Raw genomic sequence first — 26,235 nt, 5'->3', positions numbered from 1 at the left:
CCTTTGCCCTTATCTCAAGCGCTATAGCCCTGAGGTATTTACAATGAATGAAATCACCGGATTCAGCTCCGAATCCTCAGGAAGCAGTATACCCAGACCATTGTTGGAATGCAGTAAATACAGCTTCAGCTTGACCTCGGATTGCTTCACAAAATCTTCCACCGCCGTCAGTACACCGTTTCGCTCCCCATATTCCGTGAGAGCATTATGTACCGTGTGATTGAAAGCTCCTTCGACCAGCGCGGATGAGCCTGGAACGATCCCACTCAAGGCGCATGGCTGGCGCTGCTCCTCCGGCACATTATTAGGGTCGTAGTACATATCTCGCCGTCCATACGGCCACGCAGTATCATGTAGCAAAATGACCGGGAACCTTCCACTGAGCTTTGCCATATCCTCTGCATGCTTCAGCTCATGATAGACAGTGTAGTAATTATGATCGCCATCAATCAGAAGCAGGTCATACTGTTCAAGCTCGGGTAATGCCTCCAGGCTGAGCTGCTGACGAAGCTCGAACTTCTCCCGGTAATAGATCTTCATCCACTCCACCTCAAATTTAGGATGGGGATCAATGACATAGCAGACGGCGTCCAGATGCTTGCAGTAATCCAGAAGCTTTACCGTGTTCAGCCCGGTCAGGGAGCCTATCTCCACAATGGATGACGGCTGTACTACGGCCAAAATCGGTTTGATCACTTTCTCCCAGAATCGATGCACGAAAGTGTCTCTCCCTTCAGAGTGATTAGAAAAACAGGTCTCAAGTAGTGTATGTAGGCGGGGTGGGTTGTGGAACCGGAACTTTTCTCTATATAGATATGTGGGATAGGCTGGGTTAGCACGGAATGTACAAGATTCGTTGCTTTTACTATTGTGAATTTTTCATATGTTGAAATGAGAAAAATAGTAGCTATAAATGAACTTCATTCTGGCCCAGTGTTAATTTCATATTGTTGCTGCATGTTTCTCAGTTCATCAAGGAACGCACGTTCTTATTCGTGCCTAATACGAACAAAATTACAGTTATCCAAAGCCTGCTTCTGTGCACATATTGATGCAATTTTGACTTTGTTCACATTTTTTATTGTCGATTTCAGAAATTTGCTACCCGATGGCTTTCACTTTTGCAGTATAATTTTTATCAGTGTCTATCTCGGGAGATCCTTGATTCGACGTAACTACTGGATGAAAGAAGTTGACTATGGCATGTTCCTATCTATTTTACTTGAAGTAGTACTACCCATTTTCGTGCTGATCGGTTTTGGATGTATTATGCAGTATGCTTTCCGTCTAGATTTGTACACATTGGCGAAAATCAATTTTTATTATATAACTCCTGCCATCGTATTTGTCAGTCTTTATAGCTCGAATATTCCCTTCTCCTTGCTAGGGTCTGTAGCCCTGTTCTACGTCCTGTATGTCTTGATCCTGTATCTGATCAGTACCGTCGTAGCACGCTCAATGAAATACAGTCCCGGGATGCGCGGTGCTTTTACCAATAGCGTCATGCTTGATAACTCCGGAAATTATGGGATTCCGATCAACGAGCTGGTCTTCAAGGGCGAGCCTGTCGCCGCTTCTGTCCAAGCCCTTGTCATGACCTTTCAAAGCTTCATCACCTTTACCTACGGTGCATTTGTCGTGCAGAACGGAAGCGCAAGCCCGCGTAAAATATTAATGAACTTTCTAAAAATGCCTGTCCCTTACGCTCTCGTGCTTGGTCTTGGTCTGAATCTGCTGCATGAGCCCCTACCTCCCTTGCTTATGGAGCCGCTGAACTATGTCAGTCGCTCGATGGTTGCTTTGGCTCTGTTGACACTGGGGGCACAGATCGTGCAATATCCTTTTCGCATGAAGCGGTTTTCCGTCTATCTCAGTATGGTGCTTCGCCTTCTTGTCGGACCGGCGGTGGGATTTTCACTTGTGCTGCTGCTCGGACTCGAAGGTGTTCCTGCACAAGCGCTGCTGATTGCATCAGGCATGCCTACAGGTGTGAATACGGCCATCCTGGCTGAGGAGTACAAGAACGAGCCTGATTTTGCCGCGCAGACCGTCCTTTTGTCTACACTTGTGAATGTGATTACCATGACCGTGCTGATCACCTTCGCGCAGCAGCTTGGTTAAGCCTCTTTCGGATGGTTCATGGCATGTTGTGTCGAACAGGCATGAGGAGCGTCTTGAAGCACTCTAATCTATATATTAGGCAAAAATCCCCCAGCCACACGCGATATTCGCGCTAACTGGGGGATTGCTTATGTACAAGACCAAAGCAGTTGGCAGCCGCTCAACGCGAGGCCATCCTTCCGAATATTCTCATCCATATACATATTATCAGTATGACCTCAGTGAATGTGTTCCATGTATGTTCGGTGAATGTGCTCAATGAATGCAATTGCCGCAAGTGGACTCAGAATGATTTTGCCAGACTCTTTTGTGAATTTTTCATATACTGAAATAATAAAATAATGCATTAACAACAACTAACCTCGCCAATAACTACGTCAAAAGAAGATGATCAATGAGACAGCTTTCGGAGAGACAGATTTCTGAATGATTTCGAAAAAAACTAAATTACCCCATGAATAATTAATAACATAAATCATTTTATTTCATGATGTGAAATACTGACTTGTACTCCCCTTCCACGGATGTGTTCGTTCCTTATAATCGCCTTCCGTGTAAGAATCAACGGTCTTACGCCAGAATAGCTGGGCCGGGACGTTACTCTTCACCTGTGTAACCTTCCATCTGCCTGGCATCATCCGGAACAGCTGATGTGCTGCATAGGTCCCGATGCCATCTCTGCGGAACGGACGAAGCACGAAGAACTCCGCCATATAAAAATCACACTCCGTGCTGGCCTCCATTTGATCGATAAGGGCAAAGCCAATAGGCACATCCTCTCTTCGGAAGACAAAAGGAAGCTTGGCATCCCCACTGGTCCAATATTCAGCCAAATCCGGATAAGGCGGATAGCGCCCATCCTCAGCCAAAGGGATATTAAGAAATTCCGTGAAATCATACAAATAAAACTGCATCAGATGCTTGATGATATGCTTCTGCTCATACGGGACACGCTCAATCCTCAAGTTCAATGTCGTCGCCTCCTGCAATGTGCTAAAATACAGTAGAATCCTAGAATATCTGAGGTGTATGAGATGAATGTCCAAAAGGAAATCGATCGGCAAAAGCTTGACGAGAAGCTTCCGTCCATGCCGTGGTATGTACAGCAGTTTGTCGACTATAAGCTGCCGGACCTGTCTCCCTCTACTCTGCTGGAGTATGTACGAGATTACGATATCTTCTTCAATTGGCTTCGCGCCGAAGGACTCTCCTCTGCAGATCGAAATAGTGGCGTAACGCTGGAGGAGCTGGAGAAGCTACATATGAATAGTATTACCAGCTATCGGCTTTTTCTGACAACGAAAAGAGAGGGAGCAAATTCGCGAATTACCGTATCACGCAAGCTGTCCTCCCTGCGCTCTATGTTCCATTACTTAAGCCAGATCGCCGAGGATGAAGAGTTCTATCCACTACTGAAACGGAACATTATGGCCAAGGTAGAGATCAAGCGAATTCATAAGCCCAAGGACACCGCGGCCAAGCTGAAAGGAAAGCTGCTGGAAGAGGATGAGCTGCTGGAATTCATTGCGTACATCCATGAGGGCTATGGACATGATGCTGCCGATAATAAGCAAGCTATGTTTGCCTATAACCTGAATAAGGAACGGGATGCCTGTATTGCCAGCCTCATTCTGAATTCCGGGCTGCGGGTGTCCGAGGTTGTCAATCTGAATGTCGATGACCTGGACATGAACAACAAGCTGCTCTACGTCTATCGGAAAGGGAATAATGACGAGACCTTCAAGACTCCCGTCTATTTTCGTGGACAAGCAAGAGACGATCTGGCGGAATATCTGGAGCTTCGTCATCAGCGCTATCGTCCTGTCAAGCGTGAGAAGGCTCTGTTCCTGGCCATTCCCAATGGCGCACAGGAAGGCAAGCGAATGACGAAGCGTGCCATACAGGCCATGATCATCAAATATGCCAAACGCTATGGTAAGCCTTCCCTGACCGTACACAAGCTAAGACATTCGTTCGCAACCGACTATTATTTGCAAAATGATATCTACAAAACGAAGGAGCAGCTTGGTCATGCTTCAACAGAGACGACCGAGGTCTATGCTCATCTTACAGACAAGACTATGTCCGATGCTATTGAGCGTCGTGCTGATGCCTGAGGCCAGCTTTGTGCGTCTTCGAACTATTTCCTTTGAGCTTATCCACGATCCAGTCAGCCGCCAGCTTGGGCTTGCTGTATTCATACAGCATTATGTCTGCAGCGCGGCTGCTGACCAGCTTCTGGCAGTCGGTTGCATATACAGCGCCAATCACTTGCATTAGCGAGTCAAGTAGTACCAGATCCGTCTCCTGACGAATCATGACCAGCTTCGGGTAATCCGCTTGCTTGAACCCTTCAATAAAAATACAGTCATAGCGTCCACTATGCGAGAAGACAGCAATCAACTCCTCTAGCGACGTATCATATTCTTCTATAATTGCTGTCCGCTTCGCTGACGTAATTGCCACGCCCACCGCTCCAGCCTCACGAAGCTTAAAGGTGTCCGTACCTGGGTGGTCCATATCAAAGCTGTGGGCATCGTGCTTAATAACCGCAGAACGGATGCCCTGCTCATTAAGCTGGTGTATGAGCCCTGTCAGCCATGTAGTCTTGCCAGTATTCTTATACCCTGCGACCTGTAAGATGAAAGGCTCCGTCCGCTCCGGTCCCTCTCTCTTCAACTCGACATCCTCCCTTCGCTCGGTCATATGGACGCCTTCTCCAGCTTGAGAATCTGAATTCGTTCCCCTTCCAGCACCTCCGGCGTACCTGGAGGAATGACGATCAGACAATCGGCGTCCTTGATCGAGATCATGACACTAGACTCGTCAATTCGGGCTGGAGTTGCAATCACCTGACCGTCACGGAAGCTCAACGTTGCTCTTACGAAACGTGTGTAATTATTCATACGGCGGTAGTCTGCCCCCATATAGGCCGTCCATTCCGCCAGATAAGGCTCTTCCGCTCCTTGCATGCCGCGTATAAATGGCCTTACCAATAGCTCACACCCGACGAAGCATGCTCCAGGATTACCGGAAAGGGCGAACAGCAGTTTATTCTCAATCACGGCAGTGGTGGTTACGCTACCAGGACGCATCGTGATTTTATTGAACAGAAGCTCCACTCCCTCCTGCCGGACAAGCTCACCCATAATATCGTAATCTCCGACGGACACTCCGCCACTCGTCACGACCATATCCACTTGCTCAAGTGCCTCATGCAGCCGTTCACGGGCGAGCTCTACATCATCTGTGATTGCCTCCAGCAGACAAGGAATGCCTCCCGCATTGCGAATCTGTACGGCAAGCATATAAGTGTTGCTGTTACGAATTCGGCCAGGCTGAAGAGGTTCATCGAGCTGCAGCAATTCCGAGCCTGTCGAGAAAATTCCTACCCGTGGTTGACGATATACCGTAACCAATCCAACTCCAAAGGTAGCTAACACCGATATTTCTCCCGGACCCAGCTGTGCGCCCTTCTGGAGGAGTAGCTCGCCTTCCTTTAACTCATAACCGATCTCCGTTACATTCGCTCCCGGTTGAACCCGCTTCTTCAGTCCGACATAGACCTGTCCTGCTTCTTCCTTCAATCTAGTAGCTTCTAACATGACGACCGCATCAGCACCATCCGGTACCTGCGCCCCTGTCATGATACGCACTGCCGTCCCGGACTCCACCATCTTTTCTGATACGAATCCACAAGCAACCTCATCAATGACCTGCAGCCAAACATCTTGACCCTCGCTACCTCCACATGGGGCCGTGTCTGAGCTAACGATCGCATAGCCGTCCATGCCCGAGCGCCTGAAATTTGGGAAAGGGTGTGGTGCATATATCGACTCCGCCAGGAAGCGCCCTGCTGCCTCCGTAAGATGTACCTGCTCGCTTGCCCCAGGTATAACACGCTGCATTACCAGCTGTTGCGCTTGTTCAACAGAGATAGCTTTGCGGTGGTACCGTTCTGTGGTGTAATCATCAGAATGTAACCATTGATTCATACTTCTCACTCCATTCTTCTATGTACGCCTTTCCATTCATTCAGAATAACATATCTGCCAGAACAATAGGAGCGCATTAAGTAACATCCTGTGTCAGACTGGTTTTTCGAAACGAAATCCCCTCGTTACTCTGCCCTGGGTCGACACTATAATCTGCGGTTCGTATCCCTGTTACAGATCTGTAACAAGAATCCGATTCTGTACCAGCATTCTTTGGGTAAGAGTTAAGACAGTGTAAATTGTGTCCACTGCATTTGTTGTAAGCCTCATGCATGACTATTTTATCCACAAGGGGGCTCTGTATCTATATGTTGCACTTGATTGTTGCTATTCCTTTCTTTGCCGGTATTGTAGGCTTACTCGCGTATCGCTGGGTGCCCAAAGTACATACAGGCTGGTTCATTTTCCCGGCTCCATTACTACTCTTCCTTTATTTTATAAGCCAGATTCCCACAGTCCAGCAGCAGCTTTTCCCCCAATCCAATCTGCCATGGATTCCTTCGCTGGAGATCTACTTCACATTAGTACTCGATGGTCTGAGCATGCTGATGTCATTGCTCATCACAGGCATTGGTGCGCTAGTCGTGTGGTACTCCATCTTCTACATGGATCGGACCAAAAACCAGCTGGGTCCATTCTATCTATACCTCATGATGTTCATGGGAGCCATGCTGGGAATTGTCCTGTCTGACAATACAATCGTTCTCTATGGATTCTGGGAATTGACGAGCATTTCCTCCTTCTTGCTAATCGGCTATAAGCATGAATCGATTAAATCTGCAGCTGGTGCCCTTAAATCTCTCATGATTACCGTTCTCGGTGGCTTCTGTATGCTCGGAGGAATTATTCTGCTTCGAATTATGTCAGGAACCTTCAGCATTCGAGAAACCATAGCTGCATTGGGGCCAATCACAGAGCATTGGATGTTCATGCCAGCCATGATTCTGATATTGATCGGCGCCTTTAGTAAGTCTGCACAGTTCCCATTTCACATATGGCTACCTGATGCGATGGAGGCCCCTACCCCGGTAAGCGCCTATTTGCATTCCGCTACGATGGTCAAGGCAGGAATTTACTTGGTTGCCAGATTAACTCCTGTGTTCGCTGGGAACGCAGCTTGGTTCTGGACGATCTCGTCAGTTGGCTTAATAACACTATGCTATGGCGCTTTTTCAGCAATACGAAAAAATGATATGAAGGCTTTGCTGGCTTACTCTACCATCTCACAGCTAGGTCTGATTATGACTTTGTTTGGGCTGGGATCAGCAGCGTTATACAGAGGGACACATGAGCCTGTGCTCTATACGACAGCAACGCTTGCGGGCATCTTTCATTTGTTCAATCATGCATTATTCAAGGGTGCACTGTTCATGTCAGCAGGTATTGTAGACCATGCTACAGGCACCAGAGATATGCGCAAGCTGGGTGGGCTGATTACGATACTTCCAGCTACGTTTACCATAACGGTAATTGGCGGCCTGTCCATGGCCGGTATACCTCCGTTTAGCGGTTTTTTGAGCAAAGAGCAGTTCCTCAAGGCAACCGTTGACATGATGAGCTTTAATTTTTACGGCCTTGAGACCTGGGGAACTTTGTTTCCTGTGCTGGCCTGGATCGGAAGTGTGTTCACCTTCATCTATTCCGTAGTCCTGCTAAGCAAACCTTTTCTTGGAGAGCCGCACTCTTACTTGACCTCAGGCAAGGTGAAGTCACCACCAATCGGGATGCTGATTCCACCTGCGATTCTGGTCATCCTCGTCATCGTGTTCGGTCTCTTCCCGAATGTGTTGTCCTACACGTTACTCGAGCCTGCCATGATCTCTGTACTCCCTTCCTCTCTTACGGAGGGTGAGCATATTAAGGTACACCTCTCGATGTGGCATGGCTGGACACCGGAGCTGTTCATGACTATCGGCGTCGTGCTCGTCGGAGCATTGCTATATTACACACGCCATCGCTGGTTCAGAGTATATGGCTTCTATCCACATCAGCTGTCAATTAATACTTTGTTCACTCAGCTCTTCAGACGGTCTGGCAACGCTGCACGCAGGCTCACTGAGCTATATATGAACGGCTCTGTCCGCAATTATTTGGTGTACATTTTCGCCTTTAGTGTACTGCTGCTAGGTTACACATTCTACCGAGCGAGCGTCATTCCATGGGATCAGACCGAGCTAGCTCCAATCCGTATCTACGAGTTACTGATTCTCGCTGGCCTGATTGCTGCCGCAATCTGCATCCCACTCGCGCGGGAACGATTATCCGCTGTTATTCTCACAGGGGCCGTCGGTTATCTGGTTACACTGTTCTTCGTCTTATTCCGGGCACCCGATCTGGCCTTGACTCAGATGATCGTAGAGACGATCTCCGTTGCCTTGATGCTACTCTGCTTCTATCACCTGCCGGAGCTGCGCTCAGGCAAATCATCGAGATCTTATCGCACTGTGAATTTGATTATCGCCGTCTCTGTTGGAACCATCATGACGTTGATTGCACTGGCTGCGACTAGGAGCGAAAATGTAGATTCCATCTCTCGTTATTTTACAGAGAACAGCTACAAGCTCGCAGGTGGTAAGAACATCGTTAATGTGCTCCTGGTAGACTTCCGCGGCTTTGATACATTGCTAGAAATTGCCGTGCTCGGTGTCGCCTCACTGGCCATCTATGGCATGATCCATCTGAGTCTGGATGGCAAGGACCTCGGTGCACGCACCAAATTCCACAACCCGACTAGTGTTCAGGCCTTCGAGAAACAAAGGGATCTGGAGCAGCACTCCTTGCTATGGAGTACCGTACCCCTGCGAAGCAATGATATCTTTCTGCAGACGCTCATGAAGATTGTAATCTTCATCGTCCTGACCTTCGCGCTGCACCTGTTCTTCGCAGGTCATCATGAGCCAGGCGGCGGATTCATTGGTGGCCTGGTTACGGCGGCCGCATTGATTCTGCTAGGCTTTGCCTTTAGGACAGAGACGATGCATCGTGTGATTCGCCTTGATTATCGTCAACTGACTGCTGTCGGGCTGTTGATTGCCGTGCTGACGGGCATGGGCTCCTTTCTGTTCGAGGCTCCATTCCTTAGCCATACCTTTGGCTACTTTGATCTGCCGCTACTTGGAACGACGGAGCTTGCTACAGCATTGCTCTTCGATATAGGGGTGTATATGACTGTAATCGGTGTAACGATGACCATTATTACACAAATCGGGGAGGATCGTTGATATGGAAATCATCATGTGTCTTAGTGTCGGTATTTTATTTACCATTGCCGTATATTTGATTTTATCCCGCAGTCTGCTGCGGATCATTCTGGGAACATCCGTGCTAACTCATGCCGTACATTTGCTGCTCATCACGCTAGCTGGCCTGAAGAGCGGCTCCCCCCCTTTATTGGGCGAGAATGCAGACAGCTACGTGGACGCTCTTCCCCAAGCCTTAATCCTGACGTCCATCGTCATCAATTTTGGCTTGCTCGCATTTTATTTCGTGCTTAGCTATCGCTCCTATCTCAAATTGAAAACCGACGATATGGAAGAAGTAAGGAAGCTTGGCCATGAATAATGCAGTGATTCTTCCGATCCTTGTCCCTCTGTTAACAGGCATTATACTCGTGCTGCTCTCTCGAAGTATTCACTGGCAACGGATGGTGAGTGGAACGTCTGTACTCATTAACGCGGCTGCGGCTGTGATCCTTCTCATTGAGACAGGTGGGCTTGGTATTCAGACCTTGAATCTGGGGGGCTGGAATGCTCCCTACGGTATCGTGCTCGTCGCTGATCGCCTGGCTGCTTTATTAGTCTTCACAGCAGCACTGATCTCTGTATCTTGTATGTTCTATGCATTTCGCAGCATTAACCGACAACGTGAAGAGCACCATTTTTATGCGTTCTTTCATTTTTTGATGGCAGGTGTCAATGGCTCGTTCCTGACCGGGGATCTCTTCAATATGTTCGTCTGCTTCGAGCTGATGCTGATGTCCTCCTATGCACTTATTGTCCTCGGAGGGACCTCACACCAGCTGCGGGAGACGCTAAAGTATGTACTTATCAATATTGTATCGTCCGCAATGTTCGTTGCAGCGATTGGTTTTCTCTATTCTATTACTGGAACCTTGAACCTCGCCCATCTGTCAGTCCGCGTGGCGGAGATCGGTCAGGATGGTATTCTGAGTGTCATCTCCGTGCTGCTGCTGATTGTATTCAGCATCAAGGCTGGGCTGTTCCTGTTCTTCTGGTTAGCGGGCTCTTATGCGGCGCCCCCTTCTGTCGTGACCGCCTTGTTCGCAGGCCTGCTTACGAAGGTTGGATTGTATGCCATAATCCGGATTTTCACGCTAATCTTCTATCATGATCCAGACTTCACGCAGACGGTGATCGGCACGATGGCTGGCGCGACGATGATCCTGGGGGTCATTGGTGCAGTGTCGTACATGGATGTGAATAAGATTATGGTTTATAACGTAGTGGCAGGTGTTGGCTTCGTCGCGTACGGGATGGCCTCTTCCAGCAAAATCGCCTTGGAGGGTCTGCTGCTGTACCTATTTCACGACATGCTAATCAAGACATTGTTGTTCCTGCTTGGCGGAGCCTTGATTGCAGCGGCAGGGACATCCAATCTTAACAAAATGGGCGGACTCATCAAATCCTACCCATTGCTGGGCTGGATGCTGTTCATTACAGCGTTGGCTCTGGCAGGTGTTCCACCTTTGAGCGGCTTTCCAGGCAAGCTGATGCTATTCGAAGGTGGTCTAGAGGCTGGCTTGTACGGTCTAACGATCATTGCCATTGTGGCAAGTCTGCTGATGATGTACTCCATTATCAAAATTTTCATAAAAGCCTTCTGGGGTACTTCAGTCACGCAGAAAGAAATTACGTTGTATCCCGTACGCCCACTTCTCCTTTCTTCTATGCTGCTATTTGTACTAATCATATGTATTGGCCCTGCTGCCGAGCTCATCTATCCGTTCGTCTCTGAATCGGGCACTCTGTTGCTGAAGCCGGAGCTGTACATTAATGCCGTGTTAAAGGAGTAGATCTGATGGCCTTTCAAATTTTGCTTAATCTGATCATCGCGCTCACCTGGATGTTCCTCAGTGCGGAATGGACTGTCCTGCAGTTCCTGATCGGCTTCCTGCTTGGTCTGATTCTGATTGCAGTGCTGCGCAGATTCTTTCCGCAAAGATTATATCTAATGAGGATTTGGGCGATCCTCAAGCTGCTCAGAGTACTGCTCGTCCAGCTCGTGCATGCCAGCTATACCGTTATTCGGCAGGTTATCAAGCCACAGCTGGATATTCGCCCAGGCGTCTTTATCTACAAAAGCCAGCTAACCACGGATTGGGAGCTGAGTCTACTGTATCTCATGATATCTCTTACCCCAGGTTCACTGCTGCTTGAAGTCTCGCATAATAACCGCACGCTCTATATTCATGCCATGAACATTACGGATGAACACTTCATGGCTGAGGAAATTCGCAATACTTTTGAAAAAAGCATAATGGAGGTGACTCGCTAATGCTGCAGGCTATATTTCTGATCGCGGTGTTTCTATTATCGGTCTCGATCTGTGGTTGCTTATATCGAGTGCTACGCGGTCCGTCCATGGCGGATAGAATTACCGCGTTAGATACCATTGGCATCAATCTCATCGCCGTGGTTACGGTCTTGTCCATGGCACAGCATACGCAGGCGTATCTTGATATTATTTTGCTGATTGGCATACTCGCCTTTCTGAGCACGGTAGCTTTCGCCCGTTATATTGAACGAGGGGTGGTGCTTGAGCGTGAGAATGATCGTTGAGACCGCAGGTGGGCTAATCGTCGGAGGACTGGTATTGATTGGAGCCATTGTGAGCATATTAAGCACCTTCGGATTGATTCGGCTGCCCGACGTATATCTGCGGGCACATGCCGCAACCAAAAGTACCACACTTGGCGTTCTATGTATTCTTACTGCAGCCTTTCTCTACTTCTGGATTTATGATCATTATGCAAGCGCCAGACTATTATTAGGTATCGTATTCGTGTTCATCACGGCCCCATTGGCCGGTCATCTGAATGTACGCGCTGCGTATAGGACCGATGTTCCGTTATGGGAGCGTAGTGTGCAGGATGTGCTTGAGCCTGTGCTCAAGGGCCAGCGCAAGGAGGATGGTCGAGCTCACGACTAAATATATATGTGTCCCTGTGTAGAGGAGGATAAATTGAATATGATGAAGGCACCAGACCAGTGTGAGCTTTGCAGACGTACCTCGGTTGTGACTACCGTTCACCATTTAACACCGCGGGAAGAAGGTGGCTCCTTCCTGCCCACTGTGGATCTGTGTGTTGCGTGTCATCAGCATATTCATCATCTGTTCACGAATCGGCAACTGGTCCAGCTCCAGCTCACCACCATAGAAGCCTTGCAATCCAATCCGCAGATGGCTTCCTTCCTCAAATGGATCCGCAAGCAACCAGCCAGCACCATTCCAAGATCACGGAAATCCGCAAATGTACGACAATCCCGTAAATGACAACAAGAGCTGTCCTCTCTAAGCCGCTCTCTCGTGTGACAAATCCTTGGATTTGCTGAGAAGGCTGCTTCCGAGTGACAGCTCTAGTATTTTTTTGTGCATTATACCGTTAGAAACAGGCCGCAATGATCAGGGCACCAACGATATACAAGGAGCCGTTGAACAAGCCATGCGCGATGTGACCACGTTGGGTGCCTTCATCAAGATCAAATTTGGCCCATTTTCGCAGAACGACTCGCACAGACCCTTCCAGTACGAAGAGCATGAGAAAAGCGAGCAAGGAATACAACAATGCCTCACTCAATTTGTTCGCAGTAGCCATGGAGGCGGATAGTATGTAGGCCTGTGCTCCCAGCTTCATGACCAATCGAGTCGTTGCTGCCACGTTGCCGGCTTTGACCTCTTCAAAATCCTTATATTTCGTAAATAAGGAGTCCAGATACATGAATAAAAACAACAGAATTGCTCCTGCGACTGTCCATGTGAACATCGCAATAATGGAGTGAAGATCCATATTTCCTACCATCCTTTATCTGTTACTCAAGCGCACATGCTGTCAGTACCGTTCAACGTAATATAGAGTCATGCCTAATTATGGGTACTTTGCAAAAACAGCAGACTGAAAAGCGAAGGAGAGTGGATTGTTCTCACCTTCGCCATTCGTCTTACGCTTTAGCAGCAATTATTTATTTTCATACTGCTTCATTAATGCAGCCAGCTCATCCTCAACCTCACTATTCTTGGTCAAAGCTTCCATTTCATCATCCAGCGACTTGCCTTTGTCTGCTAGCTCGTTGCTTGCCTCAGCACGCGCTTCCATTTGGAGCATCTTCTCCTCCATACGCTTCATCCCAGAAGCAGCTGAATCCGTGCTGAATGTGCTCATGGATTTGTTGATTTCTGTCTGCGCTTTGGCAGCCTGATATCTGGCTACAAGTGTCTCGCGCTTGCTTTTCATTTCCTCTAGTTGCTTGCGCATCTCTGTCAGCTTGGCTCTTAATTGATCAGCTGACGCCTTGTTCTGCTCATAGCTGGCTTTGTATTCTGCTGCCTTATCCTCTGCTGTCTTCTTCTCTTCCAGTGCTCGGCGCGCTAGCTCCACGTTCTGTGCCTTGGCGGCGGTATGAGCCTGCTCCTCACGCTTCTGAACAAGAGCTATCTGCTCCTCGTACAGCTGCTTGAATTTCTTCTCGATGGCAATCTGGGCGGCAACCGCCTTTTCGGCATCCTCAAGGTCCTCACGCATATCACGGATGTATTGCTCTGTCATTTTGATTGGGTCCTCAGCTTTATCAATAACCGCATGAATGTTCGATAGTGTAAGATCTCTTAATCGCTTGAAGATAGACATTGCAGTTCCTCCTTTGATCTACCGATGATTTTATCAATACTTCTATATACGTCAGGAATACTCCAATCGTTTCAGCTTTTTTCCAATTACTTATATTTTAACTTAACCCAACATGTCATAGCAAATCATGTGGCATTTTCAAATGATGCTACTACATAATTTGACGGCATTTGGAAATACTAACACACTGATGCGCGAGAGAAACGAAAAAGGGGGCTAATCCCATGCCACTATGGGCCAATATTACATTAGCGGCACTGCTGCTCTCCAGCAGCTATACGTCTGCTTACAGCCATGTCCAATCCACTGCTGCTGCATGGCTTTCTCCCCAGCCCGCAGAGAGTGACCAGACTGTTCAAAATGTACAGACCACCAGTACCAAGCCTCGCACACTTGGGGACTTGCGAAAAAAATATGCTGATACCTTCAAGATGAGCGGTCCTCATTCGCAGACTCGTCAAATTGCATTAACCTTCGATGACGTTCCTGATCCACGTTACACGCCATATGTACTGGATGTTCTCAAGAAGCATAACATCAAGGCAACGTTCTTCATTGTTGGAAGCCGCGCACGCAAACATCCTGATCTGGTCCGAAGAATTGTAAAGGAAGGACATGTCGTCGGCAACCATTCCTTCAATCATCCGAATTTTGCCAAGCTTAATTCGAGTCAGTTCAGCCAGCAAATCCTCAGATCCGAACGAATTATTCAAGGGATTACAGGCCTTCGCCCCAAGCTGATCCGGCCGCCTTATGGTGAGATTACAGAGCCTCAATTACGCTGGGCACGCAGCTCGCGGTATAAGATTGTGAACTGGAATGTCGATTCCATGGACTGGAAGGGCCTCAGCCCCCGCCAAATCAGAAATAACGTGGTGCCTCATACCGGACCAGGCTCTATTATTCTCATGCATGCAGGTGGTGGAACTACAACTGATCTGCACGGAACCATTCGCGTGCTTCCGAGCATGATTAGCGAGCTGGAAGGTAAGGGCTACTCCTTCGTTACCCTTCCCGAGCTGCTACACGTGCCTGCCTCCTTACCGCTCAGCAAGAAGCAGTGAACAAGCTATTTCCAAACAAATAAAAGGATGTCCCTAGGCCAACCCATGGCTTGACGGGACATCCTTCAATCTATTCACTAATACGATTCAATGATTACGGATTATGTTCATGGTTGACAGTGACTACAGCTTTTCAAAAGCTAATCTTCAGCAAAGCTATTATTCAATAAAATACAGCTTTACATCCTGAAAACCAAACTGGCTGACCGAAGCCTTCGAGCCAGGTATGAAGATGTCGATCTTGTTGCCCTTAATGGCCCCGCCCATATCAAGTGCCTCCGCCACAAAGGCATTAGCAGGTAGTCCAGGATGAGAGTGTCCTGTAACGAGTACCTTGGTGCCCATCGGAATCACCTTAGGATCCACGGCAATCGTCCCAATCTTCAGCGGATTACCGAAGTAATCCACAGGCCCCCACCCGCCATTCTCGTCAGCTGCTGCTGAGTAGGCTGTAGCCGTTACATTCAGCACCTTGGAGTAATTAAACGTTTTTCCCCACGCCTCCACTTGCTTGGCTGAGATCTTCGCAGCTTCCTTTATTGGAGTAGCAGAAATCGACTTGGCCTGCACTGCTGTATCCTCAGGTAGCTTGATGTTAAGTCCGTCATAGATATTGTTGGCTGGAATTTGCGGATTAGCCGCCATAAGCGCCTCCATGTTCACCCCATACTGACGCGCCAGCTTGAAGTATGTATCTCCATCTTTGGCCACATGTACACTTGCCGCATCTGCAGTCCCCGCAGCTACAGTCAGACCTACACCCAATACCAACAAGGTTGATTTCATCATCTTACCGAACGATTTCATATGTAAGTTATCCTCCTATGTATGACAGCATTACAAAATTTCTCACCTTTTACGATTCAGGATTATGGCTTTCTAGATTTGAATTATTAATCACCGCAACCTGCAATCGAAAAGGTTAAGATTTGTAAGCATATTATCACAAGTTTGTAACCTTTACTGCATGAAAATGTTGGTATATGCCGTTAACTTGGATTTTACGCGTGATATAGACATAATCAGGATGATATTTCTCCAACTGAAAAACAGCTCCAGTGGGTCCTTGAATAGACCTACCAGAGCTGTTCTTTCACCATACATATTGAGTTTAAAATGTGGCTGTTATGGTTCGAGATGTCGCTACAGTACTATTCGAAATGTAACTAGAGTACCTTCGCGAGGAAGTCGCGTGTGCGCTCATTCTCTGGATTTCCGAATACCTTGCCAGGACTTCCTTCCTCAACAATCTGCCCGTTATCCATGAACAGAATCCGGTCTCCCACCTCACGTGCAAAGCCCATTTCGTGTGTGACGATGACCATCGTCATTCCGCGCTCAGCCAGCTTCTTCATAACGTCCAGTACCTCTCCGACCATCTCGGGGTCAAGCGCCGAGGTCGGCTCATCGAACAGCATCATATGTGGCTGCATAGCCAGCGCACGCGCAATGGCGATACGTTGCTTCTGACCACCCGACAGCTGGTTCGGGTAGGCAACACGCTTATCGGACAGCCCTACTGTAGCCAAGAGCTCGTCCGCGATCTTCTCAGCCTCAGCTTGAGATTTTCCAAGCACCTGAACAGGCGCGATCGTCAGATTTTGCAGTACATTCATGTGCGGGAACAGATTAAAATGCTGAAACACCATGCCCATTTTCTCACGAGTCTTATTAATATCGTGGCCTTTGGCTGTAATCGGCTCGCCCTCGAACAGAATTTCACCTGCCGATGGCTCCTCCAACAGATTCAGACAACGCAGAAAAGTACTTTTGCCCGAACCACTTGGTCCAATGACAACAACGACCTCGCCCTTCTTGATATGCACATCGAGTCCCTTCAGAATTTCATTCTGACCGAAGGACTTGCGTAATTGATTAACGGTTATCACTAGCTCTCAACTTCCTTTCCCACAATCCAAGCAGCTTGGAGAGTCCGAATGTCATGACAAAGTACAAGGCCGCGGCGATGATGAATGGACTCATCCCCTGGAAAGTAATGTTCTTAACAACAGAGGCCTGGTACATCAGATCCATCATGCCAATGAACGAGATGATTGAGGATTCCTTGATGATCGTGATGAATTCATTACCGATCGCAGGCAACACTGCCTTAAGGGCCTGCGGCAAAATAATGAATCTCATCGCTTTGCCTCTCTTCATCCCGAGGGAACGTGCCGCTTCCATCTGTCCACGGTCTACGCCTTGAATTCCTGCGCGGAACAATTCTGCCAGATAGGCGGAGCTATTGATGGACAGCGTAATGATACCTGATTGCAATGGACTGAAGTTGATCCCGAAGGTCAAAGAGAATCCGTAATGCACAATCATGAGCTGCACCAGCATCGGCGTGCCTCTCAAAATCTCGACATACGTCGTTCCAATCCATTGCAGTACTCGAATACCTGACATGCGAATGAAACAGATGAATAGACCGATAATGAAGCCGAACAGCACACCAAGCGCTGACAGCAGCAACGTATATCCTACACCTGTGATATAGTAATTACGGTATTCCCAGAACACTTCAATGATGTTTGGAGACTTTGCCTGCGGACGATCCGCAGCAAGGGCGCTTGCCTCTTCAACCATACGCTCAATATCATTATTGGCCTTGAGTCTGTCTAATGTTCCATTAATGGAGTTCAGCAGCTCGGTATTGCCTTTTTGGACACCAATGGCTGCCTGTACCTCTGGCACATCTGGTACTGCTGGCGCAAGTACGACCTCACTATCCAGATAACCGGCAGCTACCGTATCCTCCATAATGGCAGCTTCCACCCGATTCGTACGTAATTGGAGAATGATGTCTGAGATTTTGTCCAGAGAGGTCAGCTGTGCGTCTGGAATCCCCATACCAATCTCTTCTTGAATGGAGCCTTTTTGGACACCAATCTTGGCTCCACGCAAGCTATCCATTGTCGGGAATTTGGATTTATTCTCCGCCTTGACGACAATGACCTGGCGGGATTGATAGTAGTTGTCCGAGAAATCAATGCTGCGCTTACGTTCGTCCGTAGGAGTCATCCCCGAGATGACCATATCTACCCGTCCGCTTTGCAGAGCTGGCAGTAGCGCATCAAATCCGATATCTTCAATTACAAGCTCACGATCGAGATCCTTAGCAATCTCTTTCGCGATTTCAATGTCAAAGCCGACAATCTGGTCCTTGCCATCTATCGTTTTGTGGAACTCATAAGGTGCAAAATCAGCACTAGTTCCGAGAACCAGCTTCTGCTTCGTGGAATCCGCTGCATAAGCTGGTACCACTGCCAGGATCATCATGACAGCAGCGAGTACGATGGCCGCATAACGACAATATATTCTTTTCAAACTTTCCTTCTCTCCTTATTCCTGTATAATTAACATAACTGTGTCATTATAGATGAGAATGCATGATTATGCAAACGATTGTTTATCATTATGACCATGAAATATTTCAATGTTGTGAAAGGATGTAAGAAAATGAACACGAAGCAGCAAATTGAGAATACCATTAAGAAATATGGTTCCCGTTTCAAGGAAATTTCATTATATATTGGTGCACATCCGGAGCTGGGAAATGAGGAATTTTTAGCCTCCGCCAAACTCAAGGAGGAGCTGAACTATCACGGATTTACGGTCGAAGCTCCGATACTTGGGATTTCTACAGCATTTATAGCTACCTACAGAGCTACCAAGCCAGGACCGACCATTGCGTTTCTCGCTGAATATGACGCTCTGCCTGATCTTGGACATGCGTGTGGGCACCATTTGATCTGCATGATGAGTGTCGGTGCGGCTGTAGGTCTAAAATCCGTCATTGATGAAATTGGTGGAGAGATTCGAGTCTATGGCACCCCGGCAGAGGAGACCTGCGGAGCGAAGGTACCGATGTCGGAAGCAGGACTATTTGATGATTGCGATGTCGCTATGATGGTTCACCCGCTCTATCAATTCGAGACCTCAGGCCGATCCTTGGCGATCGATGCCGTTCAGTTTGAATTTTTTGGAAAGGCCGCCCATGCTGCTGCAAGTCCTCACGAAGGCATCAATGCGCTTGATGCGGTCATTCAGACGTTCAATGGCGTGAATGCATTCAGACAGCATGTGACGAGCGATGTACGTATTCATGGAATTATTAACCACGGTGGCCAGGCTGCTAATATCGTACCCGATTATGCTTCCGCGCAATTCTATGTACGGGCAGCCACCCGGAAGCAGCTGAACAAGCTGACACAGCGGGTAATTCAGATCGCTGAAGGTGCAGCTCTGCAGACCGGGAGCCGCCTCGAGGTGTCTAACTATGAGCTATCGTATGACGAAATGCTGACCAATGAGGAGCTATCCACTGTGTTCAGTTCCAATTTGATAGAAGCTGGTGTTGATGTTGACCTGATTGTTAGCGGTGGTGATCATGGTTCCATGGACCTTGGCAATGTATCCTTACACTGTCCATCCATTCATCCTTATGTACAGGTTACGCTTGAGCGCCATATGCTGCATACTCCAGAATTCCGGGATCATGCGATGCAAGAGCTTGCTTTGGACCGTATGCTGCTAGCAGCCAAGACATTGGCTTGGACGGCTAACGATGTCATTACCAAGCCGGAGCTGCTGGCACGGATCAAGGAAGAGTTCACCCGTAACACGTCAGCACAAGCCTAGTGGTAAGCAAGTAAGGCAAGCACGCACATAATATTCGAACAATTCAGCAGAACCTGACTGTTGCGCCCGATTATTGAGTCCATTTGTTGAACTTAACTGTTATGGCAAATGTGTCTTAACTGGCTAGCCTCACCCACAGCTAACAAAAACACCTTCAATGCAGGATTGCCATCATGTCTTCCACTTACGACATGGCTGCAATCTCTAGCCTCGAAGGTGTTTTATTTTGTCCATTCTATATTAGCGGTTCTACACTCATATTTAATCTGGTTAAGATCCTAGCTGCCCTCTTCCATCAGTCGATTATAAATATCCAGATAGGCTGCAGCGGATACATTCCAGCTGTAATCCCCCTTGAATGCAGCTTGCGTCAAGCGTTGCCAATGCTCAGGCTGCTTATATAAATGAACCGCCCTGCGAATCGTATTCATCATATCGTGGGCATTGTAATGAGCGAAGCTGAATCCGTTCCCTTCCCCTGTAAATTCGTTATATGCCTGCACAGTATCATTCAAGCCCCCGGTCTCTCGAACGATCGGAATGCTACCGTAACGCAATGCAAGCAATTGACTGATTCCGCATGGCTCGAACCGGGATGGCATCAAATACATGTCACTGGCGGCGTATATTTTACGAGAGAGAGACTCACTGAATTGTATTTGAGCAGCCATCTTCAATGGATAGCGCTCTGCTGCACTACGGAACCACCGTTCATAAGCCGGATCACCTGTGCCCAATACGACGAATTGAAAATCATCGTAATACATCATCTCATCCAGTACACGGGTGACCAGGCTAAGCCCCTTCATATCCACCAGGCGTGTAACCATCGCCAGCAAAGGTACATCTGGACGTACCGGGAGTCCTAGCTCCTGCTGCAGACCGATTTTGTTCTCCAGCTTCTTGGAGATGCTGGTACGGTACTTGCTGTAAATATGCCCATCCGTGGCTGGATTGTAGCTCTTCACATCAATACCATTCACAATCCCGCTCAATCGACCCTCATAACCAAGCTTACGAAGCAGTCCCTCAAGTCCATATCCATAATATTCGGTCTGGATCTCCTGTGCATAGGTCGGACTTACTGTCGTAACGTGGTCTGAGAATACCAGACCTGCTTTCATGAAATTCAATCTTCCGTGATACTCCACACCCTCTGGCGTAAAATACTCCCCACTGATGTTTAACAGCTCGGTGAGCACCTCATATGGAAAATCACCTTGATACAGCAGGTTATGTATAGTGAATACAGTTCGGATGTCGCTATAGAAAGGAAGCTGACGATATTGATCCTTCAATAATAACGGGATCATTGCTGCATGCCAATCGTGACAATGCAGCACATCGGGCTTGGATTCAAGCAGCGGGAGCACCTCAAGGACAGCTCTGTTAAAGTATGCAAACCGCTCACCATCGTCCATATAGCCGTAGATTCCCTCCCGGCCAAAGTAGTATTCATTATCTATAAAATACACCTGCACGCCCTCATGCGTTAGTAGATACACTCCGCAGTACTGATCACGCCAGCCTACCTGTACCTGCATGTTGCCCAGTGGCTTCATTTTACGAACATACTCTTCAGCAATCCCTTTATACTTGGGCATAATGACACTCACCTTGGCACCAGTTGCCTGAAGAGCTTTGGGAAGGGCTCCGATCACATCAGCCAGACCGCCTGTCTTCATAAATGGATGTACTTCAGCAGCAGCAAATACAATATTCATACGGATTCCTCCTTGTTCGTCTCTATATTTTCATTAGTTCACTTAGTTTTTTATTACATTTTTCTTTGCACTTTTCGTTACATCCGACCTTACATTCGTCTTGGGTATGGCAGTTTCTCTCTTCAGAATCACCATACTAAGCGGTCGAAGATGCAGCTCGAGACTATGCAGTTGCTTATGCCACGGAATACCTTCCGTTCGTAGTCCACCTGTATTCACTTCCCCGCTTCCACCATACTGCTTATCATCACTGTTCAGCAGCTCCTGATAGATGCCAGAACGCTCCATTCCAATGCGGAAGGCAGGGTAGTCGACAGGCCCAAAATTGATTACAACGTACAGATCATCCTTCTTCTTTTTCCCCTTGCGTATGAAGCTGATGACACTTTGCTCCTGATTATCCGCATCAATCCATTGATGCCCCTCCCAGGAATGATCTAGTTGCCAAAGGGCTGGCTCACGCAGATACAGCTGGTTTAGCTCCCTGCTGAAATGATGCATCTGGCGATGACTGTCGTAATCCAACAGGAACCAGTCAAGCGCGTCCTCATCCTTCCACTCAATGAACTGACCGAACTCCCCACCCATGAACAGCAGCTTTTTACCTGGAGAGGTCATCTGGTAGCCCAACAATAGACGAAGCCCCGCAAATTTCTGTTCATAGCTCCCTGGCATCTTGTCCAGCAGTGACTTCTTCCCATGCACCACCTCGTCATGCGACAGTGGAAGGGTAAAGTTCTCGGCATAGGCGTAGCAGATCGGAAATGTGAGTAAATGGTGAGCTTCCTGGCGCTGACTGAACTCTGTCTCTACATAATCAAGAGTGTCATTCATCCAGCCCATGTTCCATTTATAGTTGAAGCCCAGTCCTCCCTCATCGGTCGGGACGGTAACCTTCGGCCAGGCGCTTGACTCCTCAGCCATCATGAGTGCATAAGGGTAATACCGGAACACAGTCTCATTCAACTGCTGAAGAAACTGGATCGCATCCTCATTCTCAATACCTCCATGTGCATTTCGCCGATATTGTCCCTCTGCTTTCTCAAAATCAAGACGAATCATACTGGTCACCGCATCCACACGCAATCCGTCAATATGGTACACATCCATCCAGAACAACGCATTCGAGATCAGGAAGGAACGTACCTCTCCTTTACTGTAATCGAAGGACAGCGTCCCCCATCCAGGCTTCTCGGCCAATAGCGGATCGGCATATTCGAACAGCGGACTCCCATCAAAACGTCTTAGCCCATGAGCATCCTTCGCAAAATGAGCAGGTACCCAATCCATGATGACACCGATCCCAGCAACATGACACGTATCCACGAAATACATGAAGTCCTGCGGGGAGCCATAGCGCGAGGTTACTGCAAAATAACCTGTTAGCTGATAGCCCCAAGACAGGTCATAAGGATGCTCACTTAACGGCATAAGCTCAATATGCGTATACCCCATCTCTGTTACATACTCGACCAACTGATCTGCCATTTCCCTATATGTATAAAAAGTACCATCCGGCTTCTGCCGCCAGGTTCCCATATGGAGCTCATAGATATGAACTGGCTTGGCATATAATTCCCTACGTCTCCGCCTCCAGGAACCATCCCTCCACTTATAACCTTCCAGAGAGGCCACCACAGAAGCTGTAGCTGGTCGCAGCTCCGCACGCAGCGCATAGGGATCTGCCTTCAACATACGTTCACCATCAGCTGCGGTAATATCGTATTTGTAAAATGTTCCTTCCTGAATCCCAGGAAAAAACCGAGTCCATATGCCAGATTGGGGTATCTTATATAACGAATCCTGTTGACCGTTCCACTGGTTGAAATCGGCTGCCAGACCCACATGTTGCGCGTTCGGTGCCCATACAGTAAAACGCACGCCAGGCGTACCATTTTCTACGGTCATCCGAGCCCCCATGATTCGATGGCTTCCATAATGCGTGCCTTCATGAAATAAGTAAATGTCCTGCTGTGAGATTGAACCTGCACTGAACTCATCCGTGGATTTGTTGTGCCGACCTTGCTCTTCCAATCCATCACCTGCTTTACATATTTATATTTCCATCAGGTTCATTACCCCATTGTTACCAGTTTGAACAGAAAATGAACGAGTAAGCTTCAAATTTAATTATGCGGAAAAGGTGAAGATTTTGCCTAGATTAATAAATATTGATCGGAAATGTAACTATGAAAAGTTCATTTTTTCCATTGAATGTAAAACATTATAAAGTTTCATGAATCCTAATTGCGTTTATGTATTGAACAACGACGACAATTATCGGGAGGGAAAACGAGATGAAGAATAAAGATTGTATTGCAATGCTTCTCGCTGGCGGTGAAGGGCGACGCCTTGCACCATTTACATCTACAATTGCTAAGCCGGCCGTCCCTTTCGGCGGTCATTACCGCATTATCGATTTTCCGCTCAGCAATTGTGCGAATTCGGAGATTGATACTGTCGGCGTACTGACTCAGTATGAGGCTGAGTCATTGCATCAGCACATCGGCCAAGGAGAGCCGTGGGGGCTGCACAATAATGGAACGTCTGGCGTGAGCCTGCTGCCTTCCTATAACGTAGGACAAGAAGGCTACACGGGAACTGCAGATGCTATTTACAAAAATATAGCCTACATCGAGCAACATAATCCCGAGCACGTTCTAATTTTGTCTGGTGACCACATTTATCATATGAATTATCGAGATATGCTGAATTTCCATATTGAAAAAGGCGCTGCTGCTTCCATCTCAGTCATGGAGGTACCATGGAATGAAGCGAGCCGCTTCGGGATCTTGAGCGCTAATGAGCATCAGGAGGTTGTTGAATTTGCGGAGAAGCCAGAACAGCCTAACAGTAACTTGGCTTCGATGGGTATTTATATCTTTAGATGGAGTTATCTGAAGGAATATTTGCTGGCAGATGCTAATGACCAGAGCTCAAGTCATGACTTCGGTAAGGATATCATTCCAAAGATGCTTGCCGAGCAAGATCCCGTATATGTGTATGAATTTCAGGGCTATTGGAAGGATGTTGGTACAGTAAAAAGCCTCTGGGACTCGCATATGGATCTGCTTCAGCCGAACAGTGAAATCAACCTCATGCGTGAAGATTGGCCAATGTATACAAGAATTACACGGGTCAAGCCCGCTCTGCGGAAAAATACAGTTGCTGCTAATAACTGCCTGATTCATGAAAGCTGCTACGTGGAAGGCACAGCTAATAATTCCATTGTATTCTGTGAAGCCGAGATCGGCAAGTCCTCTCGGGTCACAGATAGCATAATTATGCCTAACGCCCGCATCGGACGCAACGTCGTGATCGAGCATGCCATTATTGGTGAAGGAGCCATCGTAAAGGATGGTGCCGTCATCCGCGGCAATCTCCACGATATCGCTGTGGTAGGTCCCGGTGAGATGGTTCCAGGCAAGCCAGTATTGCGTCAGCCATCGAAAAGCCTGCTAAAAGAGGTCTACGAAAAAAATGGACGCCTCCGTGCAGAAGGCTTGTCCTCTTAAGTTGGCGGTAAGAGCGAATCTGTTTATCGACAGAGTTGCCCGCTTGGATCGACATTTTATTCACAGTTCGTCTAATCAAGGTATTTGATTATTAAGGATATAAGACAAGCATCCCCAAGACAGCTGTACTTGCAGCCATCTTGGGGATGCTTGTTTCGGTTACTACAATAATTAAGATTGCCAATGGGCCGCACTCCTGGCCTGCCATTCGTTGCGCAATATACCCATCTCATGAAGGGTCCAGAAGCGATCTCCAACCTTAGTCTGATCTCGCATTATTCCTTCACGTTGAAAGCCTGCTGCCGTATATACATCAATTGCACGAAGGTTAAAATCATATACACCAAGCGTCATCCGGTGCAAATTCAATCCCTCGAAGCCGATGCGAAGCGCCTCACGAATGACCTGCTGCCCCCAGCCCTTTCCGCGGTCCTGCGGACTCGCAATCAGCACCTTACCGATCCGGGCGGACTCATGATGACGATCAATGCAGAACAGGCCCACATGCCCCACCATGTTGCCAGCATGCATCACTTTGAAGAGCAGACGATCTGATTCGGCAGGCAGATTCGCCTGCTCCAGCTCAGCCAGCAGTTGCTCCTCGGTTAGCGGGAACGACCAGGCCGCACCGGCCCACTGCACGTATTCCTCTTCCGTCTGGTGTCGTACCCATTCCAGCAGGACTGGAATGTCTTCCTTCTGTAAGAACGCCAATTGAATTCGTTCGTCCAGCTCTGATTCTGCCCTTGAATACGATTTTTGGTACAAAGAGGCGAACCGGGTTCCCATATCCGACACCCCCATCAACCGAAAGCCATGCATCTGGTAAAAATGATTCAGTTTGCGATTATGGGCAACACAATCCAGCCTAAGTCCCTTTTTACCTCGTTGCTGGACAATCCGCTCTGCTGACTGCAGTAGTCTTGGACCTAGATTAAGTCCCCTAAGGCCACTATGCACGGTTAACCGGTGCAAATATCCATAATCCGGGTCATTCTTGTCTTTCCAGTAGGTTGGATCATCAAATTGTAAAGTGTACAAGCCTGCCGGAGCTTCGTTCAGGTATGCGATATAGATTTCCCGGCTCTCAAAGTAGTCATGAATCGCTTCCTCAGTGAACATCTCCGGCTTCCACTGCTCGATCTGTCTGCTAACCATCCACTCTGCGGCATCTCTGAGTAATACCAAGATGTCTGGTAGCTGTGTTCGCTCTGCACGGTACAGCCTCAGTTCACCTTGCTCTATCTGGTATGCTTCTAGTAAGCTCATTTGGTCCACTGCTCCCCACTCCCCTACTCCTGCCGTGTC

Annotated in this window: 24 protein-coding genes; 12 read left to right on the top strand and 12 right to left on the bottom strand. The window is 48.0% G+C overall.

Annotation, left to right across the window (positions count from 1 at the left end; genetic code table 11):
* Positions 1–21 precede the first annotated feature (21 nt).
* Positions 22–717 carry a class I SAM-dependent methyltransferase gene (locus tag D328_RS0107415; protein WP_018884345.1) on the bottom strand — a complete coding sequence of 232 codons (696 nt, stop codon included), beginning with the start codon at positions 715–717 and terminating at the stop codon, positions 22–24.
* Positions 718–1,203: 486 nt separating this feature from the next.
* On the opposite strand from D328_RS0107415, the gene D328_RS0107410 reads away from it, so the two are divergent.
* Positions 1,204–2,121, top strand: coding sequence for an AEC family transporter (locus D328_RS0107410; protein WP_026281048.1), 918 nt, complete (start codon positions 1,204–1,206; stop codon positions 2,119–2,121).
* Between the two features lie 485 nt (positions 2,122–2,606).
* On the opposite strand, the gene D328_RS0107405 is transcribed toward D328_RS0107410, so the two are convergent.
* Positions 2,607–3,092, bottom strand: a complete 486-nt coding sequence (locus D328_RS0107405; protein WP_018884343.1) for a GNAT family N-acetyltransferase — start codon at positions 3,090–3,092, stop codon at positions 2,607–2,609.
* Between the two features lie 63 nt (positions 3,093–3,155).
* Between D328_RS0107405 and xerS the strand changes: the two genes are divergently transcribed.
* Positions 3,156–4,238, top strand: coding sequence for a tyrosine recombinase XerS (gene xerS / locus D328_RS0107400; RefSeq protein ID WP_018884342.1), 1,083 nt, complete (start codon positions 3,156–3,158; stop codon positions 4,236–4,238).
* Here the strand turns inward: xerS and mobB are convergent.
* Together mobB and D328_RS0107390 are read right to left on the bottom strand one after the other, a co-directional pair.
* A complete protein-coding gene (gene mobB, locus D328_RS30195) occupies positions 4,213–4,827 on the bottom strand; it encodes a molybdopterin-guanine dinucleotide biosynthesis protein B (RefSeq protein WP_018884341.1) in 615 nt (204 codons plus the stop codon). The genes xerS and mobB overlap by 26 nt on opposite strands.
* Positions 4,824–6,116: a molybdopterin molybdotransferase MoeA gene (locus D328_RS0107390; RefSeq protein WP_018884340.1), complete on the bottom strand. Its 1,293-nt coding sequence runs from the start codon at positions 6,114–6,116 to the stop codon at positions 4,824–4,826. The genes mobB and D328_RS0107390 overlap by 4 nt, the downstream gene beginning before the upstream one ends.
* Before the next feature lie 308 nt (positions 6,117–6,424).
* Here D328_RS0107390 and D328_RS0107385 point away from each other — a divergent pair, with 308 nt between their 5' ends.
* Genes D328_RS0107385 through D328_RS30620 form a run of 7 tightly spaced genes read left to right on the top strand, consistent with a single transcriptional unit; the run spans position 6,425 to position 12,629 of the window.
* Positions 6,425–9,337, top strand: a complete 2,913-nt coding sequence (locus D328_RS0107385; protein ID WP_018884339.1) for a Na+/H+ antiporter subunit A — start codon at positions 6,425–6,427, stop codon at positions 9,335–9,337.
* A 1-nt stretch (position 9,338) separates the two neighbouring features.
* On the top strand, positions 9,339–9,677 hold the full coding sequence (locus D328_RS0107380) for a Na(+)/H(+) antiporter subunit C (RefSeq protein WP_018884338.1): 339 nt from the start codon (positions 9,339–9,341) through the stop codon (positions 9,675–9,677).
* Positions 9,670–11,148 (top strand): Na+/H+ antiporter subunit D, encoded by a 1,479-nt coding sequence (locus D328_RS0107375; protein WP_018884337.1) that lies wholly within the window; start codon positions 9,670–9,672, stop codon positions 11,146–11,148. Before D328_RS0107380 ends, D328_RS0107375 begins: the two co-directional genes overlap by 8 nt.
* 5 nt (positions 11,149–11,153) lie before the next feature.
* Entirely contained in the window at positions 11,154–11,630 is a 477-nt protein-coding gene (locus D328_RS0107370; protein ID WP_018884336.1) for a Na+/H+ antiporter subunit E, read from the top strand.
* Complete coding sequence (locus tag D328_RS0107365) at positions 11,630–11,914, top strand: Na(+)/H(+) antiporter subunit F1 (protein WP_018884335.1); 285 nt, start codon at positions 11,630–11,632, stop codon at positions 11,912–11,914. The genes D328_RS0107370 and D328_RS0107365 overlap by 1 nt, the downstream gene beginning before the upstream one ends.
* The gene (mnhG, locus tag D328_RS0107360; protein ID WP_018884334.1) at positions 11,904–12,284 is read left to right on the top strand and encodes a monovalent cation/H(+) antiporter subunit G; all 381 of its coding nucleotides are present in this window, start codon (positions 11,904–11,906) and stop codon (positions 12,282–12,284) included. Before D328_RS0107365 ends, mnhG begins: the two co-directional genes overlap by 11 nt.
* A gap of 39 nt (positions 12,285–12,323) precedes the next feature.
* Complete coding sequence (locus D328_RS30620; RefSeq protein WP_407667782.1) at positions 12,324–12,629, top strand: HNH endonuclease; 306 nt, start codon at positions 12,324–12,326, stop codon at positions 12,627–12,629.
* Between the two features lie 109 nt (positions 12,630–12,738).
* Here the strand turns inward: D328_RS30620 and D328_RS0107350 are convergent, their stop codons facing one another.
* Positions 12,739–13,143 carry a DUF350 domain-containing protein gene (locus D328_RS0107350; protein ID WP_018884332.1) on the bottom strand — a complete coding sequence of 135 codons (405 nt, stop codon included), beginning with the start codon at positions 13,141–13,143 and terminating at the stop codon, positions 12,739–12,741.
* A 168-nt stretch (positions 13,144–13,311) separates the two neighbouring features.
* Complete coding sequence (locus D328_RS0107345) at positions 13,312–13,980, bottom strand: PspA/IM30 family protein (RefSeq protein ID WP_018884331.1); 669 nt, start codon at positions 13,978–13,980, stop codon at positions 13,312–13,314.
* A gap of 224 nt (positions 13,981–14,204) precedes the next feature.
* On the opposite strand from D328_RS0107345, the gene D328_RS0107340 reads away from it, so the two are divergent.
* Positions 14,205–15,044: a polysaccharide deacetylase family protein gene (locus tag D328_RS0107340; protein WP_018884330.1), complete on the top strand. Its 840-nt coding sequence runs from the start codon at positions 14,205–14,207 to the stop codon at positions 15,042–15,044.
* A 159-nt stretch (positions 15,045–15,203) separates the two neighbouring features.
* Here the strand turns inward: D328_RS0107340 and D328_RS0107335 are convergent, their stop codons facing one another.
* The 3 genes from D328_RS0107335 to D328_RS0107325 all read right to left on the bottom strand — a co-directional run bounded on the left by D328_RS0107335 (position 15,204) and on the right by D328_RS0107325 (position 18,374).
* Positions 15,204–15,851 (bottom strand): 3D domain-containing protein, encoded by a 648-nt coding sequence (locus D328_RS0107335; protein WP_018884329.1) that lies wholly within the window; start codon positions 15,849–15,851, stop codon positions 15,204–15,206.
* Positions 15,852–16,210: 359 nt separating this feature from the next.
* Positions 16,211–16,933 carry an amino acid ABC transporter ATP-binding protein gene (locus D328_RS0107330; RefSeq protein WP_018884328.1) on the bottom strand — a complete coding sequence of 241 codons (723 nt, stop codon included), beginning with the start codon at positions 16,931–16,933 and terminating at the stop codon, positions 16,211–16,213.
* Positions 16,920–18,374, bottom strand: a complete 1,455-nt coding sequence (locus D328_RS0107325) for an ABC transporter substrate-binding protein/permease (RefSeq protein WP_018884327.1) — start codon at positions 18,372–18,374, stop codon at positions 16,920–16,922. The genes D328_RS0107330 and D328_RS0107325 overlap by 14 nt, the downstream gene beginning before the upstream one ends.
* A 132-nt stretch (positions 18,375–18,506) precedes the next feature.
* On the opposite strand from D328_RS0107325, the gene D328_RS0107320 reads away from it, so the two are divergent.
* Complete coding sequence (locus D328_RS0107320; protein ID WP_018884326.1) at positions 18,507–19,688, top strand: M20 family metallopeptidase; 1,182 nt, start codon at positions 18,507–18,509, stop codon at positions 19,686–19,688.
* A gap of 278 nt (positions 19,689–19,966) precedes the next feature.
* On the opposite strand, the gene glgA is transcribed toward D328_RS0107320, so the two are convergent.
* Positions 19,967–21,412 (bottom strand): glycogen synthase GlgA, encoded by a 1,446-nt coding sequence (glgA, locus tag D328_RS0107315; protein ID WP_018884325.1) that lies wholly within the window; start codon positions 21,410–21,412, stop codon positions 19,967–19,969.
* 42 nt (positions 21,413–21,454) lie between these two features.
* A complete protein-coding gene (glgB, locus tag D328_RS0107310) occupies positions 21,455–23,446 on the bottom strand; it encodes a 1,4-alpha-glucan branching protein GlgB (RefSeq protein WP_018884324.1) in 1,992 nt (663 codons plus the stop codon).
* A 263-nt stretch (positions 23,447–23,709) separates the two neighbouring features.
* Between glgB and D328_RS0107305 the strand changes: the two genes are divergently transcribed.
* Positions 23,710–24,927, top strand: a complete 1,218-nt coding sequence (locus D328_RS0107305) for a glucose-1-phosphate adenylyltransferase (RefSeq protein WP_018884323.1) — start codon at positions 23,710–23,712, stop codon at positions 24,925–24,927.
* Between the two features lie 171 nt (positions 24,928–25,098).
* Here D328_RS0107305 and D328_RS30190 read toward each other — a convergent pair whose 3' ends face one another.
* Positions 25,099–26,196 carry a GNAT family N-acetyltransferase gene (locus D328_RS30190; RefSeq protein WP_018884322.1) on the bottom strand — a complete coding sequence of 366 codons (1,098 nt, stop codon included), beginning with the start codon at positions 26,194–26,196 and terminating at the stop codon, positions 25,099–25,101.
* Positions 26,197–26,235: the final 39 nt, after the last annotated feature.

The organism is Paenibacillus massiliensis 2301065 = DSM 16942 (genome assembly GCF_000377505.1).
Taxonomy (GTDB): Bacteria; Bacillota; Bacilli; order Paenibacillales; family Paenibacillaceae; genus Paenibacillus; species Paenibacillus massiliensis.
The sequence above is the reverse complement of the archived record's forward strand: the minus strand, read 5'-3'. Positions and strand labels throughout refer to the sequence as shown.